The sequence below is a fragment of the Nissabacter sp. SGAir0207 genome, from assembly GCF_005491205.1.
Lineage (GTDB): Bacteria > Pseudomonadota > Gammaproteobacteria > Enterobacterales > Enterobacteriaceae > Chimaeribacter.
Genome location: NZ_CP028035.1, coordinates 3,717,038 through 3,741,105 on the forward strand (window position 1 = coordinate 3,717,038; position 24,068 = coordinate 3,741,105).

Annotated in this window: 21 protein-coding genes, 2 tRNA genes and 1 rRNA gene; 6 read left to right on the top strand and 18 right to left on the bottom strand. The window is 60.7% G+C overall.

What is annotated here, in order from left to right; genetic code table 11:
• Window positions 1-190: 190 nt before the first annotated feature.
• Window positions 191-517 carry a thioredoxin TrxA gene (gene trxA / locus C1N62_RS16700; RefSeq protein ID WP_137764679.1) on the bottom strand — a complete coding sequence of 109 codons (327 nt, stop codon included), beginning with the start codon at window positions 515-517 and terminating at the stop codon, window positions 191-193.
• 118 nt (window positions 518-635) lie between these two features.
• Here trxA and rhlB point away from each other — a divergent pair, with 118 nt between their 5' ends.
• The gene (rhlB, locus tag C1N62_RS16705) at window positions 636-1,928 is read left to right on the top strand and encodes an ATP-dependent RNA helicase RhlB (RefSeq protein WP_137764680.1); all 1,293 of its coding nucleotides are present in this window, start codon (window positions 636-638) and stop codon (window positions 1,926-1,928) included.
• Window positions 1,929-1,933: 5 nt separating this feature from the next.
• A complete protein-coding gene (gppA, locus tag C1N62_RS16710; protein WP_137764681.1) occupies window positions 1,934-3,421 on the top strand; it encodes a guanosine-5'-triphosphate,3'-diphosphate diphosphatase in 1,488 nt (495 codons plus the stop codon).
• Between the two features lie 49 nt (window positions 3,422-3,470).
• Here the strand turns inward: gppA and rep are convergent, their stop codons facing one another.
• On the bottom strand, window positions 3,471-5,492 hold the full coding sequence (gene rep / locus C1N62_RS16715; RefSeq protein ID WP_137764682.1) for a DNA helicase Rep: 2,022 nt from the start codon (window positions 5,490-5,492) through the stop codon (window positions 3,471-3,473).
• A gap of 153 nt (window positions 5,493-5,645) precedes the next feature.
• On the opposite strand from rep, the gene ppiC reads away from it, so the two are divergent.
• A complete protein-coding gene (gene ppiC, locus C1N62_RS16720; protein WP_137764683.1) occupies window positions 5,646-5,927 on the top strand; it encodes a peptidylprolyl isomerase PpiC in 282 nt (93 codons plus the stop codon).
• Window positions 5,928-5,986: 59 nt separating this feature from the next.
• On the opposite strand, the gene ilvC is transcribed toward ppiC, so the two are convergent.
• Window positions 5,987-7,465, bottom strand: a complete 1,479-nt coding sequence (gene ilvC, locus C1N62_RS16725; protein ID WP_137764684.1) for a ketol-acid reductoisomerase — start codon at window positions 7,463-7,465, stop codon at window positions 5,987-5,989.
• 173 nt (window positions 7,466-7,638) lie between these two features.
• Between ilvC and ilvY the strand changes: the two genes are divergently transcribed.
• Entirely contained in the window at window positions 7,639-8,520 is an 882-nt protein-coding gene (gene ilvY / locus C1N62_RS16730) for an HTH-type transcriptional activator IlvY (RefSeq protein ID WP_137764685.1), read from the top strand.
• Window positions 8,521-8,553: 33 nt separating this feature from the next.
• Here the strand turns inward: ilvY and ilvA are convergent, their stop codons facing one another.
• From ilvA to C1N62_RS23205, 7 genes are all read right to left on the bottom strand, one after another.
• Window positions 8,554-10,101, bottom strand: coding sequence for a threonine ammonia-lyase, biosynthetic (gene ilvA / locus C1N62_RS16735; protein ID WP_206057793.1), 1,548 nt, complete (start codon window positions 10,099-10,101; stop codon window positions 8,554-8,556).
• A 2-nt stretch (window positions 10,102-10,103) separates the two neighbouring features.
• A complete protein-coding gene (gene ilvD, locus C1N62_RS16740) occupies window positions 10,104-11,954 on the bottom strand; it encodes a dihydroxy-acid dehydratase (RefSeq protein WP_137764687.1) in 1,851 nt (616 codons plus the stop codon).
• A gap of 63 nt (window positions 11,955-12,017) precedes the next feature.
• Window positions 12,018-12,947 (bottom strand): branched-chain amino acid transaminase, encoded by a 930-nt coding sequence (locus C1N62_RS16745; RefSeq protein WP_137764688.1) that lies wholly within the window; start codon window positions 12,945-12,947, stop codon window positions 12,018-12,020.
• Window positions 12,948-12,969: 22 nt separating this feature from the next.
• Window positions 12,970-13,227: an acetolactate synthase 2 small subunit gene (ilvM, locus tag C1N62_RS16750; RefSeq protein WP_137764689.1), complete on the bottom strand. Its 258-nt coding sequence runs from the start codon at window positions 13,225-13,227 to the stop codon at window positions 12,970-12,972.
• A complete protein-coding gene (gene ilvG, locus C1N62_RS16755) occupies window positions 13,224-14,870 on the bottom strand; it encodes an acetolactate synthase 2 catalytic subunit (protein ID WP_137764690.1) in 1,647 nt (548 codons plus the stop codon). Before ilvG ends, ilvM begins: the two co-directional genes overlap by 4 nt.
• A gap of 150 nt (window positions 14,871-15,020) precedes the next feature.
• A complete protein-coding gene (gene ilvL / locus C1N62_RS16760; RefSeq protein ID WP_072931242.1) occupies window positions 15,021-15,119 on the bottom strand; it encodes an ilv operon leader peptide in 99 nt (32 codons plus the stop codon).
• 131 nt (window positions 15,120-15,250) lie between these two features.
• Window positions 15,251-15,406, bottom strand: a complete 156-nt coding sequence (locus C1N62_RS23205) for a hypothetical protein (RefSeq protein WP_168195873.1) — start codon at window positions 15,404-15,406, stop codon at window positions 15,251-15,253.
• Between the two features lie 424 nt (window positions 15,407-15,830).
• Here C1N62_RS23205 and C1N62_RS16765 point away from each other — a divergent pair, with 424 nt between their 5' ends.
• Entirely contained in the window at window positions 15,831-17,354 is a 1,524-nt protein-coding gene (locus tag C1N62_RS16765) for a YifB family Mg chelatase-like AAA ATPase (RefSeq protein WP_137764691.1), read from the top strand.
• A gap of 29 nt (window positions 17,355-17,383) precedes the next feature.
• Here the strand turns inward: C1N62_RS16765 and C1N62_RS16770 are convergent, their stop codons facing one another.
• On the bottom strand, window positions 17,384-17,722 hold the full coding sequence (locus C1N62_RS16770; protein ID WP_137764692.1) for a DUF413 domain-containing protein: 339 nt from the start codon (window positions 17,720-17,722) through the stop codon (window positions 17,384-17,386).
• Window positions 17,723-17,841: 119 nt separating this feature from the next.
• Here C1N62_RS16770 and hdfR point away from each other — a divergent pair, with 119 nt between their 5' ends.
• Entirely contained in the window at window positions 17,842-18,669 is an 828-nt protein-coding gene (gene hdfR, locus C1N62_RS16775; RefSeq protein WP_137764693.1) for an HTH-type transcriptional regulator HdfR, read from the top strand.
• On the opposite strand, the gene yjfF is transcribed toward hdfR, so the two are convergent.
• From yjfF to rrf, 7 genes are all read right to left on the bottom strand, one after another.
• Complete coding sequence (gene yjfF, locus C1N62_RS16780; protein ID WP_137764694.1) at window positions 18,666-19,664, bottom strand: galactofuranose ABC transporter, permease protein YjfF; 999 nt, start codon at window positions 19,662-19,664, stop codon at window positions 18,666-18,668. The two genes, hdfR and yjfF, sit on opposite strands and share 4 nt — an antisense overlap.
• Complete coding sequence (gene ytfT / locus C1N62_RS16785) at window positions 19,664-20,683, bottom strand: galactofuranose ABC transporter, ATP-binding protein YtfT (protein WP_137764695.1); 1,020 nt, start codon at window positions 20,681-20,683, stop codon at window positions 19,664-19,666. The genes yjfF and ytfT overlap by 1 nt, the downstream gene beginning before the upstream one ends.
• Before the next feature lie 10 nt (window positions 20,684-20,693).
• Window positions 20,694-22,199 (bottom strand): galactofuranose ABC transporter, ATP-binding protein YtfR, encoded by a 1,506-nt coding sequence (gene ytfR / locus C1N62_RS16790; protein WP_137764696.1) that lies wholly within the window; start codon window positions 22,197-22,199, stop codon window positions 20,694-20,696.
• A gap of 67 nt (window positions 22,200-22,266) precedes the next feature.
• Complete coding sequence (gene ytfQ, locus C1N62_RS16795; RefSeq protein ID WP_137764697.1) at window positions 22,267-23,223, bottom strand: galactofuranose ABC transporter, galactofuranose-binding protein YtfQ; 957 nt, start codon at window positions 23,221-23,223, stop codon at window positions 22,267-22,269.
• Between the two features lie 430 nt (window positions 23,224-23,653).
• Window positions 23,654-23,729, bottom strand: a tRNA-Trp gene (locus C1N62_RS16800).
• Between the two features lie 8 nt (window positions 23,730-23,737).
• Window positions 23,738-23,814: transfer RNA gene (locus C1N62_RS16805), tRNA-Asp, on the bottom strand.
• 81 nt (window positions 23,815-23,895) lie between these two features.
• Window positions 23,896-24,011: ribosomal RNA gene (gene rrf, locus C1N62_RS16810) — 5S ribosomal RNA — on the bottom strand.
• Between the last annotated feature and the right edge of the window lie 57 nt (window positions 24,012-24,068).

Genomic DNA, 24,068 nt, shown 5'->3' on the forward strand with positions numbered 1-24,068 from the left:
CGATGCTTTTAACACAGAGCGAAGCTGGAAGGGTATTCGCCAGGATTCACGCTGTTTTTAGGATTCAAACTACAGGTAAGTTCTATATGCAGTAGAGGTAAACTTAACACGCTTCGTGGCAGGCGTCTAGCGGCCAACGTGAATTTCACATTCCCCGCTAAACACCCGACTTATCGGACATCCGTGCCGATTACATATTGGCGGTCAGGAACTCTTTCAGCTGACCTTTAGACAGCGCGCCCACCTTGGTGGCAGCGACTTCACCGTTCTTGAACAGCAACAGAGTAGGGATACCGCGAATGCCATATTTCGGCGCGGTGCCCGGGTTGTCATCGATGTTCAGCTTAGTGATGGTCAGTTTGCCGTCAAATTCTTGCGCAATTTCATCCAGAATCGGAGCAATCATCTTACAAGGACCACACCACTCAGCCCAGAAGTCGACCAGCACTGGCCCTTCGGCTTTCAGTACATCGGTATCGAAACTGTCATCAGTCAGGTGAATAATTTTATCGCTCATGTTTTACTCCAAAGGATTATGTCTACCTAGTTGATGTAGCATTAACCAACATTAGGTTGACTTTATTTCACCGGATACGCTTTCGTAAAGCAATAGTTAGCTGATATTCTACCACACTATGAGCAAAACACACTTAACCGAACAGAAGTTTGCCGACTTCGCCCTGCACCCTCTCGTTATTGAAGCTCTTGAAAATAAAGGGTTTCATAACTGCACGCCTATTCAGGCATTAGCCCTGCCGATCACGGTCTCCGGACGGGATGTGGCGGGCCAGGCGCAAACCGGTACCGGCAAGACGCTGGCGTTTCTGGCGTCCACTTTCCACTATTTACTCTCCCACCCTGCTGACGCCAACCGCCAAATCAACCAGCCGCGCGCGCTGATCATGGCGCCAACCCGCGAGCTGGCCGTGCAGATCCATGCCGACGCGGAAGCGCTGTCACAGACGACCGGCCTGAAACTCGGCCTGGCCTACGGCGGTGACGGTTACGACAAACAGCTTAAAGTGCTGGAGAGCGGCGTTGATATCCTGATCGGCACCACTGGCCGTCTGATTGACTACGCCAAGCAGAACCACATTAACCTGGGCGCTATCCAGGTAGTGGTGCTGGATGAAGCCGACCGCATGTTCGATCTGGGCTTCATTAAAGACATCCGCTGGCTGTTCCGCCGGATGCCGCCAGCCGCCCAGCGCCTGAACATGCTGTTCTCCGCCACCCTCTCCTACCGCGTGAAGGAGCTGGCGTTCGAGCACATGAACAATGCCGAGTCCATTGAGGTGGAACCGGAGCAGAAGACTGGCCACCGTATTAAGGAAGAGCTGTTCTACCCCTCCAATGAAGAGAAGATGCGCCTGCTGCAGACGCTGCTCGAAGAGGAGTGGCCGGATCGCTGCATCATTTTCGCCAACACCAAGCACCGCTGCGAAGACATCTGGGGCCACCTGGCTGCCGATGGCCACCGCGTTGGCCTGCTGACCGGCGACGTGGCGCAGAAAAAACGCCTGCGCATCCTGGAGGATTTCACCCAGGGCAACCTGGACATCCTGGTGGCGACCGACGTGGCGGCCCGTGGCTTGCACATCCCGGCCGTGACCCACGTGTTCAACTATGACCTGCCGGATGACTGCGAAGACTACGTGCACCGCATTGGCCGTACTGGCCGTGCCGGTGCCAGCGGCCACTCCATCAGCCTGGCCTGTGAAGAGTACGCGCTGAACCTGCCGGCGATTGAGGCCTATACCGGCCACAGCATCCCGGTCAGCAAGTACAACAGCGACGCGCTGCTGAACGAGCTGCCGCCGCCGAAGCGTCTGGCCCGCACCCGCACCGGCAGTGGCCCGCGCCGCAATAGCTCCGCGCCGCGCCGCAACAGCGGGGCACCACGCACCAACCGCAAACGTTCAGGCTGATAACTATGCTCGGCTCCTCACTCTACGCCGCCATCGATCTTGGCTCCAACAGCTTCCATATGTTGGTGGTACGTGAGGTGGCCGGCAGTATTCAGACCCTGGCGCGCATCAAGCGCAAAGTCCGGCTGGCAGCCGGGCTGGACAAAGACAACCACCTGTCACACGAGGCGATGCAGCGCGGCTGGCAGTGCCTGCGGCTCTTTTCGGAGCGTTTGCAGGACATCCCGCGCGATCAGGTGCGGGTAGTGGCGACTGCCACCCTGCGGCTGGCCCGCAACAGCGATGAGTTCCTCGGCACGGCACAGGCGATCCTCGGCTGCCCTATCCAGGTGATCAGCGGTGAAGAGGAAGCGCGCCTGATCTACCACGGCGTGGCGCACACCACCGGCGGCCCTGACCAGCGGCTGGTAGTAGACATCGGCGGCGGCAGCACCGAACTGGTGACCGGCACCGGCGCGCAATCCACCGCGCTGTTCAGTTTGTCGATGGGCTGCGTCACCTGGCTGGAGCGCTACTTCACCGACCGCAACCTTGGCCAACAGAATTTTGACCAGGCAGAGCTGGCGGCGCGGGAGATGATCCGCCCGGTGGCCGCGGCGCTGATGGAGAAGGGCTGGCAGATCTGCGTGGGCGCCTCTGGCACCGTGCAGGCGTTGCAGGAGATCATGGTGGCGCAGGGCATGGATGAGCGCATCACCCTGCCGAAGCTGGAGCAGCTACGCCGCCGTGCCATCCAGTGCGGCAAGCTGGAGGAGCTGGAGATTGAGGGGCTGACGCTGGAGCGCGCGCTGGTCTTCCCGAGCGGGCTGTCGATCCTTATCGCCATCTTCAAAGAGCTACAGATTGAGGGCATGACGCTGGCGGGCGGCGCGCTGCGCGAAGGGCTGGTCTACGGTATGCTGCACCTGCCGGTCGAGCAGGAGATCCGCCATCGCACCCTGCGTAACCTGCAACGCCGCTATCTGCTGGATGGCGAGCAGGCGCAGCGCGTGGCGCAACTGGCCGAGGATTTCGCCGGGCAGGTGGCAGAGGTCTGGCAACTGGATGCCCTTAGCCGCGAACTGCTCAGCAGCGCCTGCCTGATCCATGAGATTGGCCTCAGCGTCGATTTCCGTCAGGCTCCCCAACACGCCGCCTATCTGGTGCGCCACCTGGATCTGCCCGGCTTTACCCCAGCGCAGAAAAAGCTGTTGGCGACCCTGCTGCAAAACCAGAACAACACCATTGATCTGGCGCTGCTCAGCCAACAGAACGCCCTGCCGCCCCGTCAGGCCCAACGTCTTTGCCGCCTGCTGCGTCTGGCGATCATCTTCGCCAGCCGCCGCCGCGACGACACCCTGCCAGCGGTACGGCTGCGTGCCAACGATGACGCGCTGACGGTGACGCTGCCGCCCGGCTGGCTGGAGCAGCACCCGCTGCGGGCCGAAGAGCTGGAGCACGAGAGCCACTGGCAGAGTTATGTCCACTGGCCGCTGGAAGTCGAAGAGGCGTAGCACCCAATAAAAAAGGCCGGTTTATAACCGGCCTTTTTTTATGCGCGCATCAACTGCCGCGCGCCTTCGCCAGCATCTCGCGGATGCTCGCCAGATTGCTCTGGCCCTTCTGCATCCGCTCCTGCGGGCTGACCACCTTGCGCTCCGTCTCCCACGCCAGATCGTCCTGCGGCAGTTCCAGCAGGAAGCGGCTCGGCTCCGGCCGCACCAACTCGCCATACTGGCGGCGCTCGCGGCAGAGGGTGAAGATCATCTCACGCTGGGCGCGGGTGATGCCAACGTAGGCCAGCCGACGCTCCTCCTCAATGTTGTCCTCATCAATGCTGCTCTGGTGCGGCAACAGCCCCTCCTCCATGCCAACCAGAAACACATAGGGGAACTCCAGACCTTTGGAGGCGTGCAGCGTCATCAGTTGCACCTGATCCAGCTCCTCCTCGCTCTCGCCGCGCTCCATCATGTCACGCAGCGTGAAGCGGGTGACCACCTGCGCCAGCGTCATCGGCTCGTCCAGATCGTTGCCCTCGAGCATCTCGGTCATCCAGCTGAACAGCTGGTTGACGTTCTTCATCCGCATCTCCGCCGCCTTGGCGCTCGGCGAGGTCTCATACAGCCAGCTCTCGTAGTCGATGCCGTGGATCAAGTCCCGCACCGCCGCCACCGGGTTGCGCTCCGCCAGATCGGCCACTCCTTTCAGCCAGTGGGTGAAGCGCTGCAACGCCTCCAGCCCACGGCCGGTCAGGTACTGGCTCAGCCCCAGATCAAAGCTGGCGGCAAACAGGCTTTTGTTGCGCTGGTTGGCCCACTCCCCCAGCTTTTGCAGCGTCGCCGGGCCGATTTCGCGCTTCGGCGTGTTGACGATGCGCAGGAAGGCGCTGTCATCCCCCTCGTTGGTCAGCACGCGCAGGTAGGCGAGCAGATCCTTGATCTCTGGCCGTGAGAAGAAAGAGGTGCCGCCGGAGATGCGGTACGGGATGCGGTTCTGCATCAGCATCTTCTCAAACAGGCGCGACTGGTGGTTGCCGCGGTAGAGGATGGCGTAGTCGCTGTACTGGGTCTTCTTCACGAAGCGGTGGGCGATCAGCTCGCCAACCACCCGCTCCGCCTCGTGGTCTTCGTTGTTGGCGGTCACCACTTTCAGCGCCTCGCCATAGCCCAGCTCGGAGAAGAGGCGCTTCTCAAACACGTGCGGGTTGTTGGCGATCAGGATGTTGGCGGCCTTCAGGATGCGGCCGGTGGAGCGGTAATTCTGCTCCAGCTTGATCACCTGCAACGCCGGGAAATCCTCTTTCAGCAGCACCAGATTCTGTGGCCGCGCGCCGCGCCAGGAGTAGATGGACTGGTCGTCATCGCCCACCACGGTAAAGCGCGCCCGCGCGCCGACCAGCAGCTTCACCAGTTCGTACTGGCTGGTGTTGGTGTCCTGATACTCATCCACCAGCAGGTAACGGATACGGTTCTGCCAGCGCTCGCGCACCTCGGCGTTGCGTTGCAGCAGCAGCGTCGGCAGCAGGATCAGGTCGTCAAAATCGAGCACGTTGCAGGCGCGCAGGTGGTCGTGGTACAGCCCGTAGCAGTGGGCGAACAGCTTCTCCCGCTCGGATCGCGCACGCGTTGCCGCGCCCTGTGGATCCACCAGATCGTTTTTCCAGTTTGAGATCGTCGAGATCAACTGCTGGAGCAGCGCCTTGTCATTCTCCAGCCACTTCTCCGTCAGCTCTTTCAGCAGCGCGAGCTGGTCCTGGTCATCGAACAGCGAGAAGTTGGACTTCATGCCGAGGGCGGCGTACTCGCGCTTGATGATATCCAGCCCCAGCGTGTGGAAGGTGGAGATCATCAGCCCCCGCGCCTCTTTGCGCCCCAGCGTCTGCGCCACGCGCTCCTTCATCTCACGCGCTGCCTTGTTGGTGAAGGTCACGGCGGCGATGTGGCGCGCCTGATAGCCGCACTGGCGGATCAGGTGGGCAATTTTGTTGGTGATGACGCGGGTCTTGCCCGATCCCGCCCCGGCCAGCACGAGGCAAGGCCCGGTAACGAATTCGACGGCGTGTTGTTGGCTGGGGTTTAATCGCATGGCGCTTTTTTGCTCACTGGGATGACGGGCGGCGATTGTATCAGAAAGGCGGACGGAGATTGACCGCCTTTACCTTTCAATTTGCCCTGCCGGGTCTACATCCGGCGCGCCGGGTGGTAGAGTAGCGCGGACACATTTATGAAGGGTTCTATTATGGCGAATACCGCATCGGCGCTGCATATCCTGGTGGATACCGAGCAGCAGGCCAAAGAGATTCTGGACAAACTGGCGAAGGGCGCTGATTTCCAGGAGATGGCACGCAAGCACTCCACGTGCCCCTCCAAGCGCTCCGGCGGCTCGCTGGGCGAGTTCCGCAAGGGCGACATGGTGCCGTCCTTTGACAAGGCTGTCTTCAGCTGTGAATTGCTGAAACCTTATGGGCCAGTGAAGACCCAGTTTGGCTACCACATCATCAAGGTGCTTTACCGCAACTGATGGCCGCCAGGCAGCAAAAAGGGCACCCCGTGGGGTGCCCTTCTTTTTATTCCGACCGGTTAGCCCGCAACCGCGATGCGTTTCATGTCGGTCATGTAGCCGCGCAGCTTGCGGCCCACCGCCTCAATCGGGTGGTTGCGGATCGCTTCGTTGACGTCACGCAGCTGGGCGTTGTCTACCGCCGTGCCGGTGGTGGCCTTGCCCAAGTCACCGGTTTGCAGCGAGGCCATGAAGGCTTCTTGCAGCAACGGCACCGCCGCATTGGCGAACAGGTAGTTGCCGTACTCCGCGGTGTCAGAGATGACCACGTTCATCTCGTACAGACGCTTACGGGCGATGGTGTTGGCGATCAGTGGCAGCTCATGCAGCGACTCGTAGTAGGCTGACTCTTCGATGATGCCGGAGTCCACCATGGTTTCGAACGCCAGTTCCACCCCGGCCTTCACCATCGCAATCATCAGCACGCCGTGGTCAAAGTACTCCTGCTCGGCGATTTTGCCCTCCTGCTGCGGCGCGTTCTCAAACGCGGTCGCGCCGGTCTCTTCACGCCAGGTCAGCAGTTTCACGTCATCCTCTGCCCAGTCAGCCATCATGCCGCTGGAGAAGGCGCCGGAGATGATGTCATCCATGTGTTTCTGGAACAGCGGTGCCATGATGCCTTTCAGCTGCTCGGAGAGCGCGTTGGCACGCAGTTTCGCCGGGTTGGAGAGGCGATCCATCATCAGGGTGATGCCGCCCTGCTTCAGCGCCTCGGTGATGGTCTCCCAGCCGAACTGGATCAGTTTTTCCGCGTAAGCCGGATCCGCGCCGTCAGCCACCAGCTTGTCGAAGCAGAGCAGCGAACCGGCCTGCAACATGCCGCACAGGATGGTCTGCTCGCCCATCAGGTCAGACTTCACCTCGGCCACGAACGAGGACTCCAGCACGCCAGCACGGTGGCCGCCGGTGGCCGCTGCCCATGCCTTGGCGATGGCCATGCCCTCACCCTTCGGATCGTTCTCCGGGTGTACCGCGATCAGCGTCGGTACGCCAAAGCCGCGTTTGTACTCTTCACGCACTTCGGTGCCCGGACATTTCGGCGCCACCATCACCACGGTGATGTCTTTGCGGATCTGCTCGCCCACTTCTACGATGTTGAAGCCGTGGGAGTAACCCAGCGCCGCGCCATCTTTCATCAGCGGCTGCACTGCCTGCACCACGGCGCTGTGCTGTTTGTCTGGGGTCAGGTTCACCACCAGATCCGCCTGCGGCACCAGCTCTTCGTAAGTGCCCACCTTGAAGCCGTTCTCGGTCGCCTTGCGCCAGGAGGCGCGTTTCTCGTCAATTGCCTCTTTGCGCAGCGCATAGGCGATGTCCAGGCCGGAGTCACGCATGTTCAGCCCTTGGTTCAGGCCCTGCGCGCCACAGCCGACAATCACCACCTTTTTCCCTTTCAGGTAGCCAGCTTCGTCAGCGAATTCGTCGCGGGACATGAAGCGACATTTGCCCAATTGTGCCAGCTGCTGGCGCAGGTTCAGGGTGTTGAAGTAGTTAGCCATGGTGGGACTCCGTCGATGTTGTGTTCGCTGTTATTTTCACTGCCCACCCTCTCTGGGGAGGCGTCGTTGAATCCACTATATGCTATGCGTGGCATTGCTTAAATTGATATATTGAGAATCTGTCATTGCATAAAATGCAATGTGAACCCCGTCATTGTTGAGAGCGCCGCCTGATGGATATCCGCGATCTGAAACTGTTCCTGCACCTGACCGAAAGCCGCCACTTTGGCCGCACCGCCAAGGCGATGCACGTCAGCCCCTCCACCCTGTCGCGCCAGATCCAGCGGCTGGAGGAGAGCATCGGCCAGCCGCTGTTTTTGCGCGACAACCGCACCGTGCAACTGACCGACGCTGGCGAGCAGGTGCGCGGCTTTGCCCAGCATACGCTGCTGCAATACCAGCAGTTGCGCCACGCGCTGGGGCAGAAGGGGCCGTCGCTGACCGGCGAACTGCGCCTGTTCTGTTCGGTGACGGCGGCCTACAGCCACCTGCCCGCCATCCTTGACCGCTTCCGCGCCCAGCATCCCTTGGTGGAGATCAAGCTGACCACCGGCGACGCGGCGGACGCGGTGCAGAAGGTGCAGTCCAACGAGGCGGATCTGGGCATCGCCGGGCGGCCGGAAGCCCTGCCGACCAGCATCGGCTTTACCAAAATCGGCGAGATCCCGCTGGTGCTGATCGCCCCGGCGCTGCCCTGCCCGGTACGCAGCCAGGCGATCGCGCCGCAGCCGGTCTGGTCTGACATTCCGTTTATCTTGCCCGAGCACGGCCCGACGCGGCGGCGCATCGACGCCTGGTTCCGCCGCCACCGCATCAGCAACCCGCAGATCTACGCCACCGTCTCCGGCCATGAGGCGATTGTTTCGATGGTGGCGCTGGGGTGCGGCATCGCGCTGATTCCGGGGGTGGTGCTGGAGAACAGCCCCGAGTCGATGCGTAGCCGCATCTCGGTGCTGGATCACATCTCGCTGGTCGCGCCGTTTGAACTGGGGGTGTGCGTGCAGAAGAAGCGCCTGAGCGAGACGCTGATTGAGGCATTTTGGAGTTTACTGTAGCGAAAGCAGGGGCCGCCGCGGCGGCCCCACAGGTCAGCCGGCGAGGAAGAAGCGGAACGCCGGGTTGTCGGTTTCGTCATGGCAGACGTAGCCGAGCGCCGTCAGGTGGCGGTCGAACTCTGGCTCACGCTCGCCCAACTCAAACGCCGCCAGCACCCGGCCATAGTCAGTGCCGTGGCTGCGGTAGTGGAACAGCGAGATGTTCCAGTGGGTGCCGAGGGTGTGCAGGAACTTGAGCAGCGCGCCCGGCGACTCCGGGAACTCAAAGCTGAACAGCCGCTCGCGCAGTGGCTTGCTGGGACGGCCACCCACCATGTAGCGCACGTGCAGCTTGGCCATCTCATCATCAGAGAGATCCATCACCTGATAGCCACCGGCCACCAGTTCGTCGATGATCTCGCGCCGCTCGCTGTGGCCGCGCGTCAGCCGCACGCCGACAAAGATATTGGCGTTGTCGGCATCGGCGTAGCGGTAGTTGAACTCCGTTACCGCACGGCCGCCCAGCAACTGGCAGAAGGTCAGGAAGCTGCCCTTCTGCTCCGGGATGGTGACCGCCAGCAGCGCCTCACGCTGCTCGCCCAGCTCGCAGCGCTCCGAAACGTAACGCAACCCGTGGAAGTTGAGGTTGGCGCCGGAGAGCACGTGCGCCAGCCGCTCGCCACGAAGGTTATGCTGCTGCACATACTTCTTCATGCCCGCCAGCGCCAGCGCGCCGGAGGGTTCGGCGATCGCCCGCACATCCTCAAACAGATCCTTGACCGCGGCGCAGATGGCATCGCTGTCGACGGTAATCACATCATCCAGGTACTCACGGCAGAGGCGGAAGGTCTCGTTGCCGATGCGCTTCACCGCCACGCCCTCAGCGAACAGCCCGACGCGCGGCAGGTCAACCGGCTCGCCAGCATCCAGCGCCGCGCGCAGGCAGGCGGAGTCCTCCGCCTCCACGCCAATCACCTTGATCTGCGGCATCAGCTGCTTGATCAGCACCGCCACCCCGGCCGCCAGCCCGCCGCCGCCCACCGGCACGAACACCCGGTCAAGGTGCGCGTCCTGTTGCAACAGCTCCAGCGCCAGCGTGCCCTGCCCGGCGATCACCGCCGGGTGGTCGAAAGGCGGCACGAAGGTCATGCCCTGCTGTTCAGACAGCTCGATCGCCCGCGCTTTGGCCTCATCAAAGTTCGCACCATGCAGCAGCACCTCGCCGCCAAAGTTGCGCACCGCGTCCACCTTGATGTCGGCGGTTGCCACTGGCATCACGATCAGCGACTTGATGTTGCCGCGCGTGGCGGAGAGCGCCACCCCCTGCGCGTGGTTGCCCGCCGAGGCGGTTACCACGCCACGGGCTTTCTGCTCCTCGGTGAGGCTGGCGATCATCGCGTAGGCCCCGCGCAGCTTGAAGCTGTGCACCGGCTGGCGATCCTCGCGTTTCACCAGCACGGTATTGCCCAGCCGGGCAGAGAGTTTGTCCATCGCCTGCAACGGGGTGACCTGTGCCACCTCGTAGACCGGCGCACGCAGCACCGCCCGTAGGTACTCGGCACCGCACGGGGTGCCGGAAAGGGGTTGTGATTCCGCCATCAGCCTTAGCCTCCCAGCTTGCTCTTGTCGCGTACCGCGCCCTTGTCAGCGCTGGTGGCCAGTGTGGCGTAAGCGCGCAGCGCGAAGGAGACCTGACGCTCACGCGCCTGTGGCGTCCAGGCCTGATCGCCCCGTGCCTGCTCGGTTTCACGGCGGGCGGCCAGCTCGCTGTCAGCCACATCCAGCACGATGCCACGGTTCGGGATGTTGATGTCGATGATGTCGCCATCCTTCACCAGACCGATCAGGCCACCGTTGGCCGCCTCTGGTGAGACGTGGCCGATGGAGAGGCCGGAGGTGCCGCCGGAGAAGCGGCCATCGGTGATCAGCGCGCAGCTCTTGCCGAGGCCCATCGACTTCAGGTAGGTAGTCGGGTAGAGCATCTCCTGCATCCCCGGCCCGCCTTTCGGCCCCTCGTAGCGGATCACTACCACGTCGCCCGCCACCACTTTGCCGCCGAGGATCGCCTCAACCGCATCGTCCTGGCTCTCGTAGACCTTGGCCGGGCCACGGAAGGTCAGGCTCTCCTTGTCCACGCCAGCGGTTTTGACGATGCAGCCATCTTCCGCCACGTTGCCGTAGAGCACCGCCAGCCCGCCATCCTGACTGTAGGCGTGCTCACGGGTGCGGATGCAACCCTCCTGGCGGTCGGTGTCCAGCGACTCCCAGCGGCAATCCTGGGAGAAGGCCTGCGTAGTGCGGATGCCCGCTGGGCCTGCGGAGAACATCTTTTTCACCGCGTCGTTGTCGGTGACCATCACGTCATACTCCGCCAGCGTCTGCGGCAGGGTCTGCATCAGGACGTTGTTCACCTCGCGGTTCAGCAGGCCAGCGCGATCCAGCTCGCCGAGGATGCCAATCACGCCGCCAGCGCGGTGCACATCCTCCATATGGTACTTCTGGGTGCTCGGCGCGACCTTGCAGAGGTGCGGCACCTTGCGCGACAGGCGATCGATGTCGGACATGGTGAAGTCCACCTCGCCCTCCTGCGCCGCCGCCAGCAAGTGCAGCACGGTGTTGGTGGAGCCGCCCATCGCGATATCCAGCGTCATGGCGTTCTCAAACGCCGCCTTGTTGGCGATGTTGCGCGGCAGCACGCTCTCATCGTCCTGTTCGTAATAGCGTTTCGCCAGACCGACGATGCGTTTGCCCGCGTTGATGAACAGATCCTTGCGGTCGGCGTGGGTCGCCAGCAGCGAGCCGTTGCCCGGCTGGGAGAGGCCGAGCGCCTCGGTCAGGCAGTTCATTGAGTTGGCGGTAAACATCCCGGAGCAGGAGCCGCAGGTCGGGCAGGCGGAACGCTCAATCTGGTTGCTCTCCTCATCGGACACCTTCGGGTTGGCACCCTGGATCATGGCGTCGATCAGGTCGAGCTTGATGATTTTGTCGGAGAGCTTGGTTTTCCCGGCTTCCATCGGGCCGCCCGACACAAAGATCACTGGGATGTTGAGGCGCAGTGAGGCCATCAGCATTCCGGGGGTGATCTTGTCGCAGTTGGAGATACAGACCATGGCGTCGGCGCAGTGCGCGTTCACCATGTACTCCACGGAGTCAGCGATCAACTCACGTGAAGGCAGCGAGTAGAGCATACCACCGTGGCCCATGGCGATGCCGTCATCAACGGCGATGGTGTTGAACTCTTTCGCCACGCCGCCGGCGGCTTCAATCTGTTCCGCCACCAGCTTGCCCAAATCGCGCAGGTGCACGTGGCCCGGCACAAACTGCGTGAAGGAGTTGACCACCGCGATGATCGGCTTGCCGAAATCGTCGTCGGTCATCCCGGTGGCGCGCCACAGCGCGCGGGCGCCGGCCATGTTGCGGCCGTGGGTGGTGGTAGCGGAACGGTACTTAGGCATGCTCATTTACTCCAATTATGCTGAAAAGCAGGCGGGGAACGGCCGCCTGCCGTGTCTGTCTGCTTATTGTGGGTTCACTGGATCCAGCCAGCCGTATTTGTCTTCTGTCTCGCCGGTGAACAGGCCGAAGAACGCTTGCTGGATGCGCTTGGTGACCGGGCCACACTTGCCGATGCCCACCTGGATGTCATCCACGCTGCGTACCGGGGTGATCTCTGCCGCGGTGCCGGACATGAACACTTCGTCCGCCAGGTAGAGGGATTCGCGTGACAGCACCTGCTCACGCACTTCGATGCCCAGATCTTTCGCCAGCTTGATGATGGCGTCACGGGTGATGCCCGGCAGCGCGGAGGAGGTGAATGGCGGGGTGAACAGGATGCCGTCTTTCACTTCGAACAGGTTTTCGCCCGCGCCTTCAGAAACATAGCCGTGGACGTCCAGCGCGATGCCCTCTTGGTAGCCCTGACGGCGCGCTTCGCTGCCCACCAGCAGGGAGGAGAGGTAGTTACCGCCCGCTTTCGCGCCGGTCGGGATGGTGTTGGCCGCCACGCGGTTCCAGGAGGAGACCATGGCGTCGATGCCCTGCTCCAGCGCCTCTTCACCCAGGTATGCGCCCCACGGGAAGGCGGCGATGATAACGTCAGTGGTGTAACCGGCCGGCGGGTTGACGCCCATGCCCACGTCGCCCACGAACACCAGCGGACGGATGTAGGCGCTGGTCAGGTTGTTTTTGCGCAGGGTTTCGCGGCAGGCTTCCATCAGCTCATCCACGCTCTGGGAGACCGGGAAACGGTAGATTTTGGCGGAGTCACGCAGACGCTGCATGTGCTCGCGGTGGCGGAACACCACCGGGCCGAGGTGGGACTGGTAGCAACGCACACCCTCAAAGACGGAGGTGCCGTAGTGCAGCGCGTGGGACATCACGTGAACCTTGGCCTCTTCCCACTTCACCATCTCGCCATTGAACCAAATATAATCCGCTTTCTTCGTCATGCTTCTCTTCCTTTCGTACGCCTTAGGCGCGTATTTGTTGTGATGTGTGTTGTTGGATCTCGACGCAGGCGACATCCATCAGTTTGCTTAACTGACTAGACAGTAAATCCACCGGCCGTTGGCTGGCAACGGTCAATTCAATATTAATGTTGTCGCTGTTCGCGCTCTGGTCCATGTTCATCGCGCAAACCTGAAAACCGCGGTGGCGCACCACGCGCAGGACACGTTCTAACATCTCTGGGCGGAAGCGGGCTTGGATGGAAACCTGATGCTGCATCATGACATTTTCTCCAACATGGATTCGTTGCCTGCGCCCGGCGGCACCAGCGGCCAGACGTTCTCGTTTTCGTCGATGGAAACCTGGAGCAGATAGGGGCCGGTGCTCTGGTAGAGGGCATCCAGGGCGGCATCGACCTCCTCTTTACGGCTGATACGCTGCCCCGGAATGCCGAAGGCAGAGGCCAGCGTCAGGAAATCAGGGTTGTCGGACAGGTTGGTCTCGCTGAAGCGGCCATCAAAGAACAGCTCCTGCCACTGGCGCACCATGCCGAGGCGCTGGTTGTCCAGCAGCACGATCTTCAGCGGCAACTGCTTGCGCTTGATGGTGCCCAGCTCCTGCACGTTCATCATGAAGGAGCCGTCGCCAGAGACGCAGATTGCCATGTCATCCGGGCGCGCCACCTGAGCGCCCACCGCCGCTGGCACACCGAAACCCATGGTGCCGAGGCCGCTGGAGGTAATGAAGTTCTCCGGGCGGTCGAAGGTCATGTGCTGGGCTGTCCACATCTGGTGCTGGCCGACGTCAGTGGTCACCACGGTGTTGGCTGGCATCCGGTCGGAGAGCTGCTTCAGGAACAGCGGCGCGTAGATCGCCTCGCCGGGGTGGTCATAGCGCCAGCCGTTGGCCGCTTTCAGCGCCATCACCTCGTGCCGCCAGCCGTCGATCGCCAGCGGCTGTTGCAGTGCTGGCAGCAGGGTTTTCAGGTCGCCCTGCAACGCCACATGCGCCTGACGCAGCTTGTTCATCTCCGCCGGGTCGATGTCCATGTGGATCACCTTGGCGTGGGGAGCGAAAGCGTTCAGCTTGCCGGTCACCCGGTCATCAAAGCGCGCGCCGACGGCAATCAGCAGGTCGCAGGACTGCACCGCCAGATTGGCGGCCTTGGTGCCGTGCATCCCCAGCATCCCCAGATAGCAGGGGTGGGCGGCATCCGGCGCGCCCAGCCCTTTCAGGGTGGCAACGGTAGGGATATCAGTCGTGGCGATGAAATCACGCAGCGCTGGCACGGCCTGCGCCATGCCCACGCCGCCACCCACGTAGAGGATCGGCTGGCGCGCCTGCGCCAACAGCGCGCGCGCCTGCTCCAGCTCGGCGGCCGGATGGGCGGTCTGCTCTTCTACCGGCACCAAGTGCGGGGCCAGATCACCTACCGCCAGCTGGATATCTTTCGGGATGTCGATCAGAACCGGGCCGGGGCGGCCGCTGGCGGCGATAGCAAAGGCCTCGGCCATGATGCCGGGCAATGCCTCCAGCGACTCCACCAGGAAGCTGTGTTTGGTGCAGGCCAGTGACAGGCCGAGGACGTCAATCTCCTGGAAGGCGTCAGTGCCGATCAGCGCTGAACCGACCTGGCCGGTGATAGCGACGATCGGCACTGAATCCAACAGGGCATCCGCCAGGCCGGTGATCAGGTTGGTGGCACCGGGGCCAGAGGTGGCGATGCAGACGCCCACTTTGCCGGTGGCACGGGCATAGCCAATGGCAGCCATCGCCGCGCCCTGCTCATGGCGACACAGCAGGTGTTCGACACCGCCGTCATACAGCGCATCGTATACCGGCATGATCGCGCCGCCCGGGTAGCCGAATACCGTGTTCACTCCCTGTGCGCGCAACGCTTGTACAACCCACTGTGCACCATTCATGGTTATTCCCCCGCCTTTGTGCGGGAAGCGCAGAATATTATGCTGTTGTTCATCTTCTGTCCTCGCTTCACTGATTGCTCTTTACACCGGCCATAAAAAAACCCCCGGACCGTGAGGTGCGGGGGTTCTCTTTCGTTTCAGACTTGTTTTCTAAGCCTTTCTTCGTCCAAGTGCAGCCCCGCACGGTGGGATAATAATCACCACCACGCTAATCACGACTAGGCTAACAACTTGGAATAGGGCTTTCATAAACGGGTCTGACACTCTATCTGTCGAATTAATGTCTACAGAGTTATCACAGCCTTCAGCCGCCTGACAATACTTTTTTTGCGTTACCATTAATCAAACATTAGTTAACATTTTAATAATCTCTTATGAAATCAAGCATTAGCCTGCTGCTTAGTTGACGCACTTTTCGCAGATGAATTTTTTGCATCTTTGCTCATCATCACCAGAATGCTGCCGGAGAAGGCACAAGGCGCAATCAAGAGTGGCATGTTTGAAATAACACGCCTCACCACCGCTTTACGAGCCATGCTCGCTATTCGCACGTCCAAAAAAAGAGAGCCGGGAAATGGCAAGATAGTGTCGCTATCGGCATCGATAGCGGCATGAAATCGCGCTTAACGTGTAGGCGTTCCAAATAACGCGCGAGTGAGCCGTCGCGAAAAACAGGCAAGCCATCACCCGGCAGGGGAAAATCAGTCACTCCTGCCAAAAAAGCGAATAAATGCCAGCATAAGGTAGGTAACGGCACCGATCAGGGTGATGAACGATTTATAAAGATCTCAGGGTATTTCGCTTTGTAGAAAGTGGCCCGTGCTGGGCGCCGGCTCGCAAAACGTTTGGTAACGCGGCAACCCCTAACGCTTTGCTGGAAAGCACTTCCCAACACGAAAACAGGTGGCTTGGCTTGCGCCCAGCGGGGCGGCATGATGCGCTTTTCTGCAAGGAGGCAATATGACCCTGGCCATTGTCGCGACCCGCGCCACGCTTGGCATTCAGGCCCCGGCGGTGACGATTGAGGTGCACATCAGCAACGGCCTGCCCGCCCTGACGCTGGTGGGCCTGCCGGAGACCACCGTCAAGGAGGCACGTGACCGGGTACGCAGCGCGCTCATCAACAGCGGGTTTGAGTTTCCGGCCCGGCGCATCACCGTCAACCTTGCGCCAGCTGACCTGCCCAAGGAGGGCGGCCGCTACGATTTGCCGATTGCCCTGGCCATCCTGATTGCCTCGGAGCAGCTTAAGGCTGAGCGGCTGGCGCACTATGAATTCCTTGGGGAGCTGGCGCTCTCCGGTGACTTACGCGGCGTGAACGGCGCCATTCCGGCGGCACTGGCAGGGGTAAAGGCTGGTCGGCAGCTGATCCTGCCAGCTGACAACGGGGCGGAGATGGCGCTACTGGCCGAAGGGAGCGCGCTGGTGGCGACCTCCCTGTTGCAGGTGTGCCACTTCCTGCAAGGGAGTACCACCCTGCCCGGCGTGCAGCCGTCGGCCCTGCCAGAAAGCCCACCCGACGCGCCGGATCTCAATGAGATCATCGGGCAGGAGCAAGCCAAGCGTGCGCTGGAGATCGCGGCCGCAGGCGGCCATAACTTGCTGCTGCTGGGGCCGCCCGGCACTGGCAAAAGTATGCTGGCGGCCAGGCTGGCAGGGCTGCTGCCGCCTTTAACCGAAAGCGAGGCACTGGAGAGCAGTGCCATCGCCAGTCTGGTGGGCAGTACCCATACCGCCCACAACTGGCGAGTGCGCCCGTTCCGTGCGCCGCACCATAGCGCCTCGGCAGCGGCGCTGGTCGGGGGTGGCTCCCTGCCGCGTCCCGGCGAGATCTCACTGGCCCACAATGGCGTGCTGTTTCTGGATGAATTGCCGGAATTTGAGCGCCGGGTACTGGATGCGCTGCGCGAGCCGCTGGAGTCTGGGGAGATCGTAATTTCGCGGGCGCGGGCAAAAATTTGCTTCCCGGCCCGCGTACAGCTGATTGCCGCCATGAACCCCAGCCCAACCGGCCACTATCGGGGCATCCATCACCGGACTTCCTCGCAGCAAGTTCTGCGTTATCTGGGGCGGCTCTCCGGCCCCTTCCTCGACCGCTTCGACCTGTCGATTGAGGTGCCACTGTTGCCGCCCGGCACCTTGAGCGGCCAGCGGCCGGTGGGGGCCAGCAGCCAGGAGGTGCGCCAGCGGGTGCTGGCGGCCCGTGAGCGCCAACTGGCGCGGGCTGGCAAGATCAATGCCCTGCTGGGCAACCGCGAGATTGATCGCGACTGTATGTTGCCTGCGGCGGATGCCGCGTTTCTTGAGGGGGTGCTCAATAAACTCGGGCTTTCCGTGCGCGCCTGGCACCGCATTTTGAAGGTGGCCCGCACGCTGGCCGATTTGGAGGGGCTGCCCGCGATCGCTCGCACACATCTGGCCGAGGCGCTCAGCTATCGCTGCATGGATCGACTACTCTTAACCCTGCACCAACAGAGCGCATAAAAAAACGGGGCCACTGGCCCCGTTGATGCTTAGTCGTCGCTTTCGGTGTAGTCTTCGACGGTATCCATCTGCGGCTTACCGCCAGACAGCGTATGGAAACGCTTCGGACGCCGGATACGGGTCACGTATTTCGTCCACACCTTTTCAGCTTCTGACGTCGGCTCACGCTCGCCGCGGCACACTGCGACAAACTGCACCTCTTCGTCAGTGACTGGATCGCGGCTCCCCAGGTCCAGCTCGTTGAAAGCATGGCCGTGGCGTTCTAGCAATTGCGCCTCTTTAATGGTGAAATCGCCGTGGCGGGAGAACCCGCGCGGGTAGTGTTTGTTATCAAAAAATCGATTTGTCGTGGTGAAGCTTTCCGCCATCTGACACGCTCCTAATTCTCTCATGGCCGTGCTGTTTATGGCGCGGAGTATTAGTTAGGCTTGACATCCTGTAAAACAAAACATTTAAATCTATACGACAAAAAATATTGGAGATGGGTGTGGACACGGAATTACTGAAAACCTTTCTGGAGGTCAGTAGAACTCGCCATTTTGGTCGGGCGGCGGAATCTCTCTATCTAACCCAGTCAGCGGTCAGTTTTCGCATTCGCCAGCTGGAAAATCAGCTCGGCGCGAATCTGTTTACCCGCCACCGCAATAACATCCGTCTGACGCCCGCCGGCGAACGGCTGCTGCCCTACGCAGAGAGCCTGATGAGTACCTGGCAGCAGGCCAAGAAAGAGGTGGTGCGTTCGCTGCACCATGCGGAGCTCTCCATTGGCGCCACAGCCTCGCTGTGGGAGGCGTTCTTGACCTCCTGGCTGCAGACCCTTTATCAGGCGCACAACTCCCTCCAGCTGGAGGCGCGCGTTGCCTTGCGCCATTCGCTGGTGAAGCAGTTGCATGAGCGGGAATTAGATCTGCTGATTACGACGGAGCAGCCGAAGATGGATGAGCTATCCAGCCAGCTGCTGGGCAACTTCTCATTGCGCCTGTTCACCGGCGCGCAGAGTGGCCCGCCAGCGCGCAAGCACTACATCCGTCTGGAGTGGGGCGCGGACTTCACCCAGCATGAAAATCGGATTATCTCCAATGATCAGGAGCCGATGCTGACCACTACCTCGGCCCACCTGACTCGCCAGTTGCTGGAGAGCAACGGCGGCTGCGCCTTCCTGCCGAGCCACTGGGCCAGACTCTACCCACGGCTGGAGATCAATGACGACGTGCCGACGCTGGTTCGCCCGCTCTACGCTGTCTGGTTGCAGAACAGCGACCAACATGCGCTGATCCGCCTTTTGCTCAAAAGCCCGGTGAAAACTGAAGTCTAGGGCGTGGCGGCCTTGGGCCGCGGATGGCGGGGTTTTGCCCGTCGCGCCGCCCAAAAGACGCTCAGCCCCTTCTGCAAGCCGATAAAGGCAAACAGCAGAATGCCAATGACGATTTTGGTCCACCAGGAGCTGAGCGTGCCATCAAAGGTGATATAGGTCTGGATCAGGCCCTGAATCATCACACCGAACAGGCTGCCCAGTACCGTGCCCACCCCGCCGCTCAACAGCGTGCCACCAATCACTACCGCCGCGATGGCATCCAATTCAACGCCGCTGGCCGCCAGCGCATAGCCCGCCGAGGTATAGAGCGAGAAGACAATGCCAGAGAGCACCGCTAGCGTGCTGGAGAGCATGTAGATATAGATGGTGGTCTTTCTGACCGGCACGCCCATCAGCGCTGCCGACAGCGCGTTGCCGCCGATGGCGTAAACGTTGTTGCCGAACCGGGTGCGGTGCGCCAGCACAATGCCGATCGCCACGACCAGCAGCATCACCAGCGCCAGCAGCGTAAAGCGCCCACCGCCGGGCATCTTCCAGGCGAAACTCGCCAGTGCGCTATAGACTGGGTGATCGATAGGCAGTGACTCCTCGGAGACGATAAAACTCATGCCGCGGATAAAGAACATGCCCGCCAGCGTGATGATAAAGGCTGGCAGTTTCAGGGTGTCGATGATCCACCCCATCAGGCCGCCAAACATCGCCCCCATCACCAAGACTATGCCGAACGCGACAAAGGGATTGATGCCCATATCACCAATCAGTTTGGCCAGCAGGACACCGGTAAAGGCGATGACAGACCCCACAGAGAGATCGATGCCGCCAGAGAGAATGACAAAGGTCATGCCCACCGCCACGATGCCGAGGAAGGCGTTGTCTGTCAGTAGGTCGCCAATGACGCGCGTGGAGGCGAAGCCCGGGAACTGGCTCAGGCAGTAGGCATAGCCAAGAACAAAGACCACAATGGTGATCAGCAGGGGAAAGTTGCGCTTGAGCATCAGGGCTTTCTCCGTAACAGGTTGCGCAGGGAGACGCGCGGTGACTGCACTACCAGTACCGCCAGCACCACCAACGCTTTCAGCACCAGATTGAATTCCGGTTTGAAGCCGGAGAGTAAGATCCCGGTATTCATCCCTTGGATGATCAGCGCGCCAATCACCGACAGCAGCAGGTTGAAGCGGCCACCCAATAGCGAGCCGCCGCCAATCACCACCGCCAGGATGGCGTCCAATTCCAGCCATAGGCCGGCGTTATTGGCATCCGCGCCACGAATGTCTGCCGTGACAATCACCCCGGCCACGGCGGCACAGATACCGCAGATCACATACACGGCCACCAACACCAGCCGGGTATTGACGCCAGCATTGTAAGCCGAGCGTAAGTTGATGCCGACCGACTCAATAAACAGCCCCAGCGCGGTTTTGCGCGTCAGTACCCAGACGGCGATCAGCATGGCGAATGCGATGATGATCGGCATTGGCAGGGTGAACAGCGCCCCACTGCCGAGGTGCGAGAGCGCGCCGCTCTCAAAGGTGACAATTTGCCCTTCGGTGATCAGCTGGGCGATGCCCCGGCCCGCCACCATCAGCATCAGGGTGGCGACAATCGGCTGGATTTGCAGTACCGCCACCAGAAAGCCGTTCCATAGCCCGCAGATTGCCCCGACCGCCAGCGCCGCAGGCAACACCATGCCGAGTGGATAACCGTGGCTGGTCAGGGTGGCGGCGGTGGCACCGGCGATTGCCATCACTGCCCCGACCGAGAGGTCAATGCCGCCGGTGGCGATCACCAGCGTCATGCCCAGTGCCAGCAATGCCACCGGCGCGCCACGGTTGAAGATGTCCACCAGACTGCCAAACAGGCGGCCATCCTGGATATGAATAGAGAAAAAGTGCGGCGCAACCAGGCTATCAATCAATAGGATGATGGCCAGCGCCCCAAACTGCGTCGCGCCTTTGGGCAGTACCCAGCGTATTTTGCGAGGATTGCCGGTCATCGGTACGCTCCTGTGGCTCATGGTAGGCTCCTTACTGGACGGCAATGGCTTGCATGATGGCCGGAACGCTGATGTCTCGCTGTTCCAGCTGGGTGATGTGGCGGTGGTCACGCAGGACCACAATACGGTCTGCATAGCCAGCCAGCTCCTCCAGCTCTGAGGAGATCACCAGCAGCGCCAGCCCGTCGGCGCACAGCTTTTCAATCAGCCGGATAATCTCGGCATGGGCACCAACGTCAATGCCGCGCGTTGGCTCATCCAGGATCAGGAATTTGGGTTGGGTCGCCAACCAGCGTGAGAGCAGCACCTTTTGCTGGTTGCCGCCAGAGAGATACTGGATCTCCTGTTCCGGGCCGGGGGTACGGATGCCCAACAACTTAATGAAGTGCGTCGCCAGTTGCTGCTGCTCTTTGAGGGGAATGGGTCGCAGCCAACCGCGTTGCGCCTGAAGCGCCAGAATGATGTTCTCACGAACCGTAGCCGCGCCAATGATGCCATCGGTCTTGCGATCCTCCGGGCAGTAACCAAAGCCTAGCCGCGCGGCCTTACGTGGGGTGGTGACCCGCACGGCCCGCCCCTTCACCTTGGCGTGGCCGGAGTCATGCTTTTTGATGCCGAAAATCAGTTGGGCGGTTTCGGTGCGCCCTGATCCGAGCAGGCCAGCCAGACCGACAATTTCTCCCGGCCGTACCGCCAGATCAAAATTCTCTATCAAACCGCGACGGCCATACTGGCTAAACTCCACTAACGGCTCGCCCTGTACGGCATCATGCTCACCACGCTTAAGCAGTGATTCATCAAAGCTGTGTCCCAGCATCATCTGTACCAGCTCCAGCCGCGGCAGTTCCGCCGTATTGCGGGTGCCGACCAGCGAGCCATTGCGCAGCACCGTGATGCGATCGCTGATGCGGTAGACCTGATCGAGAAAGTGCGTCACAAAAATCATCGCCAAACCGCGATCGCGCAGTTGCGCCAGGATCCCCAGCAGCATGGTGACCTCTTTGGCATCCAGGCTGGCGGTCGGTTCATCCAGAATCAGTACCTTGGCGGAGAGATCCACCGCCCGGGCAATCGCCACGATTTGTTGGATGGCAATTGAGTAGGTGGAGAGCGGCTGGCTAACGTCAAGATGCAGACCATAACCCGCCAGTAGTTCACGCGCCTGGCGCTCCATTTTGCCCTGATTGACCATGCCGAAACGGGTTGGCTCGCGGCCAATAAACAGATTGGCGGCCACCGAAATATTCGGCAGCAAATTCACCTCCTGATAGACCGTACCGATGCCCAGCACCTGTGCCTGCGCGGTACTGAGCGGTTCCACCGGCTCGCCTTCCAGGAGAATAGTGCCCTCCGAGCGGCGATAGACACCGGTCAGGGCTTTAATCAGGGTGGACTTCCCCGCACCATTCTCTCCCAGCAGGGCGACAATCTCCCCACGCCTCAAACTGAAATCAACCTGTTGCAGGGCTTTGACGCCCGGAAATTCAACGGATAAGCCGCGAACCTCCAGTAAAAGCTCATGTTGAGGATTCGCCATGCTTCCCCCTGGTGTTGGTGCAAATGAGGTCAAAGGCGCCGGCATGGTCGGCCATGCCGGCAACCCATCAGTAGCCCATGTCCTTTTTCAGGTCATACTCTTTTTGCGCGGTATCGGGCAACATCAGGGTAGAAGCGGTCTGGATAAATTTGGGCGGCTGGGTGCCCTTCTCTTTCAGCGCCAGCAGCGCGTCAAAGGCTGGCCCCGCCATATTGGGGGTAAGTTCCACCGAGGCATTGGCCTCGCCATTCAGCATGGCTTTGTAGATGTCTGGCACGCCATCAATCGACACCACTTTAATCTGTGAACCGGGCTTCAGGCCCGCCTCTTTGATGGCCTGAATGGCGCCGATTGCCATGTCGTCGTTATGCGCATACACCGCGCAGATATTCTTGCCGTTCTGCTCAGCTTTGATAAAGCTCTCCATCACCTCTTTCCCCTTACTGCGGGTAAAGTCGCCGGATTGGGAGCGAATAATCTTGATGTCTGGCGCGGAAGCGATGCCCTCGGCAAACCCTTTCTTGCGGTTAATCGCTACGCTGGCACCCACGGTGCCTTGCAGTTCGACCACATTACAGGGCTTGCCAGCCACCTCTTTCACCAGCCATTGGCCTGCCACTTCGCCTTCGTGAACGCTGTCAGAGGCGATGGCTGCGGTGTACAGGGAGGGATCGCTGACTTCAATAGTACGATCCAGCAGGAAGACCGGAATATTGGCCTCTTTGGCTTCGGTAAGTACTGGCGCCCAGCCTGTCGCCACCACGGGCGCGATGAAAATGGCGTCAACGCCCTGGGCAATGAAGGAGCGCACCGCTTTAATCTGGTTCTCTTGCTTCTGTTGGGCATCCGCGATCTTTAACGTGATGCCACGCTTCTCCGCTTCCAGCTTGGAGACTTTAGTCTCGGCAGAGCGCCATCCAGATTCAGATCCTATTTGGGAAAAACCTACCACCAGTTTTTCCGCTTGTGCGGTACCACAAAGCGCGGATGCTACCGCAGCCGCTATCAGTAATCGCCTGTACATATTTTTCTCCTTGCGGGTAGTCTTTGGCTACGCTGTTTATCATGGTGTTGGGTACATCAGATATTCATCGCTCAGCAAGGTCTGGCGCTGTCGCGTCAGGCCGGAAAAACGGGCGAGGATCCCGTTTCCAAAGGCGCACTGACTCAGGATGATGATTAGTTCTAGTACATTGTGAGAAATGAATAATGAGCAGGATCACATCCCTATAGAACAATCGGTTTGTACATATCTTCAGCAAAAACAGGCTACAAAGGGAACGATACCGCACGCGGCAAAAGAGTGGGATGAACAAGAATAAAGCAATGTGCGGAGAAGATGAGCGGAGAAAGTAAAAAGAGAAGAGAGCGAAGGAAGAGAAATGAAAAGGCGCGATCCCATTGCCGATCGACAGACGAAAAAAAACCCTTCGCGTTAGCGAAGGGTTTTTATCTGGCAGGGGCGGAGAGACTCGAACTCCCAACACCCGGTTTTGGAGACCGGTGCTCTACCAATTGAACTACGCCCCTAAATAGGGTGGCGGTGCGGACGGGACTCGAACCCGCGACCCCCGGCGTGACAGGCCGGTATTCTAACCGACTGAACTACCGCACCACCGATTCTTTTACGTTAACAGAGAGGTCATTCTGTTAACCGGTGTCACTGGTCTGTCTGTCGACAGACGCTAAATTGGATGCCTGGCAGTTCCCTACTCTCGCATGGGGAGACCCCACACTACCATCGGCGCTACGGCGTTTCACTTCTGAGTTCGGCATGGGGTCAGGTGGGACCACCGCGCTCGTGCCGCCAGGCAAATTCTGTGCTCTGACCGCCCATCGGGCCATCAGATATCTGAACCAAGCTGAATA

Coding starts and splice junctions, on each gene's coding strand:
- trxA (WP_137764679.1), bottom strand. CDS start 517: ATGAGCGATAAAATTATTCACCTGACTGATGACAGTTTCGATACCGAT.
- rhlB (WP_137764680.1), top strand. CDS start 636: ATGAGCAAAACACACTTAACCGAACAGAAGTTTGCCGACTTCGCCCTG.
- gppA (WP_137764681.1), top strand. CDS start 1,934: ATGCTCGGCTCCTCACTCTACGCCGCCATCGATCTTGGCTCCAACAGC.
- rep (WP_137764682.1), bottom strand. CDS start 5,492: ATGCGATTAAACCCCAGCCAACAACACGCCGTCGAATTCGTTACCGGG.
- ppiC (WP_137764683.1), top strand. CDS start 5,646: ATGGCGAATACCGCATCGGCGCTGCATATCCTGGTGGATACCGAGCAG.
- ilvC (WP_137764684.1), bottom strand. CDS start 7,465: ATGGCTAACTACTTCAACACCCTGAACCTGCGCCAGCAGCTGGCACAA.
- ilvY (WP_137764685.1), top strand. CDS start 7,639: ATGGATATCCGCGATCTGAAACTGTTCCTGCACCTGACCGAAAGCCGC.
- ilvD (WP_137764687.1), bottom strand. CDS start 11,954: ATGCCTAAGTACCGTTCCGCTACCACCACCCACGGCCGCAACATGGCC.
- C1N62_RS16745 (WP_137764688.1), bottom strand. CDS start 12,947: ATGACGAAGAAAGCGGATTATATTTGGTTCAATGGCGAGATGGTGAAG.
- ilvM (WP_137764689.1), bottom strand. CDS start 13,227: ATGATGCAGCATCAGGTTTCCATCCAAGCCCGCTTCCGCCCAGAGATG.
- ilvG (WP_137764690.1), bottom strand. CDS start 14,870: ATGAATGGTGCACAGTGGGTTGTACAAGCGTTGCGCGCACAGGGAGTG.
- ilvL (WP_072931242.1), bottom strand. CDS start 15,119: ATGAAAGCCCTATTCCAAGTTGTTAGCCTAGTCGTGATTAGCGTGGTG.
- C1N62_RS23205 (WP_168195873.1), bottom strand. CDS start 15,406: ATGGCTCGTAAAGCGGTGGTGAGGCGTGTTATTTCAAACATGCCACTC.
- C1N62_RS16765 (WP_137764691.1), top strand. CDS start 15,831: ATGACCCTGGCCATTGTCGCGACCCGCGCCACGCTTGGCATTCAGGCC.
- C1N62_RS16770 (WP_137764692.1), bottom strand. CDS start 17,722: ATGGCGGAAAGCTTCACCACGACAAATCGATTTTTTGATAACAAACAC.
- yjfF (WP_137764694.1), bottom strand. CDS start 19,664: ATGCTCAAGCGCAACTTTCCCCTGCTGATCACCATTGTGGTCTTTGTT.
- ytfT (WP_137764695.1), bottom strand. CDS start 20,683: ATGAGCCACAGGAGCGTACCGATGACCGGCAATCCTCGCAAAATACGC.
- ytfR (WP_137764696.1), bottom strand. CDS start 22,199: ATGGCGAATCCTCAACATGAGCTTTTACTGGAGGTTCGCGGCTTATCC.
- ytfQ (WP_137764697.1), bottom strand. CDS start 23,223: ATGTACAGGCGATTACTGATAGCGGCTGCGGTAGCATCCGCGCTTTGT.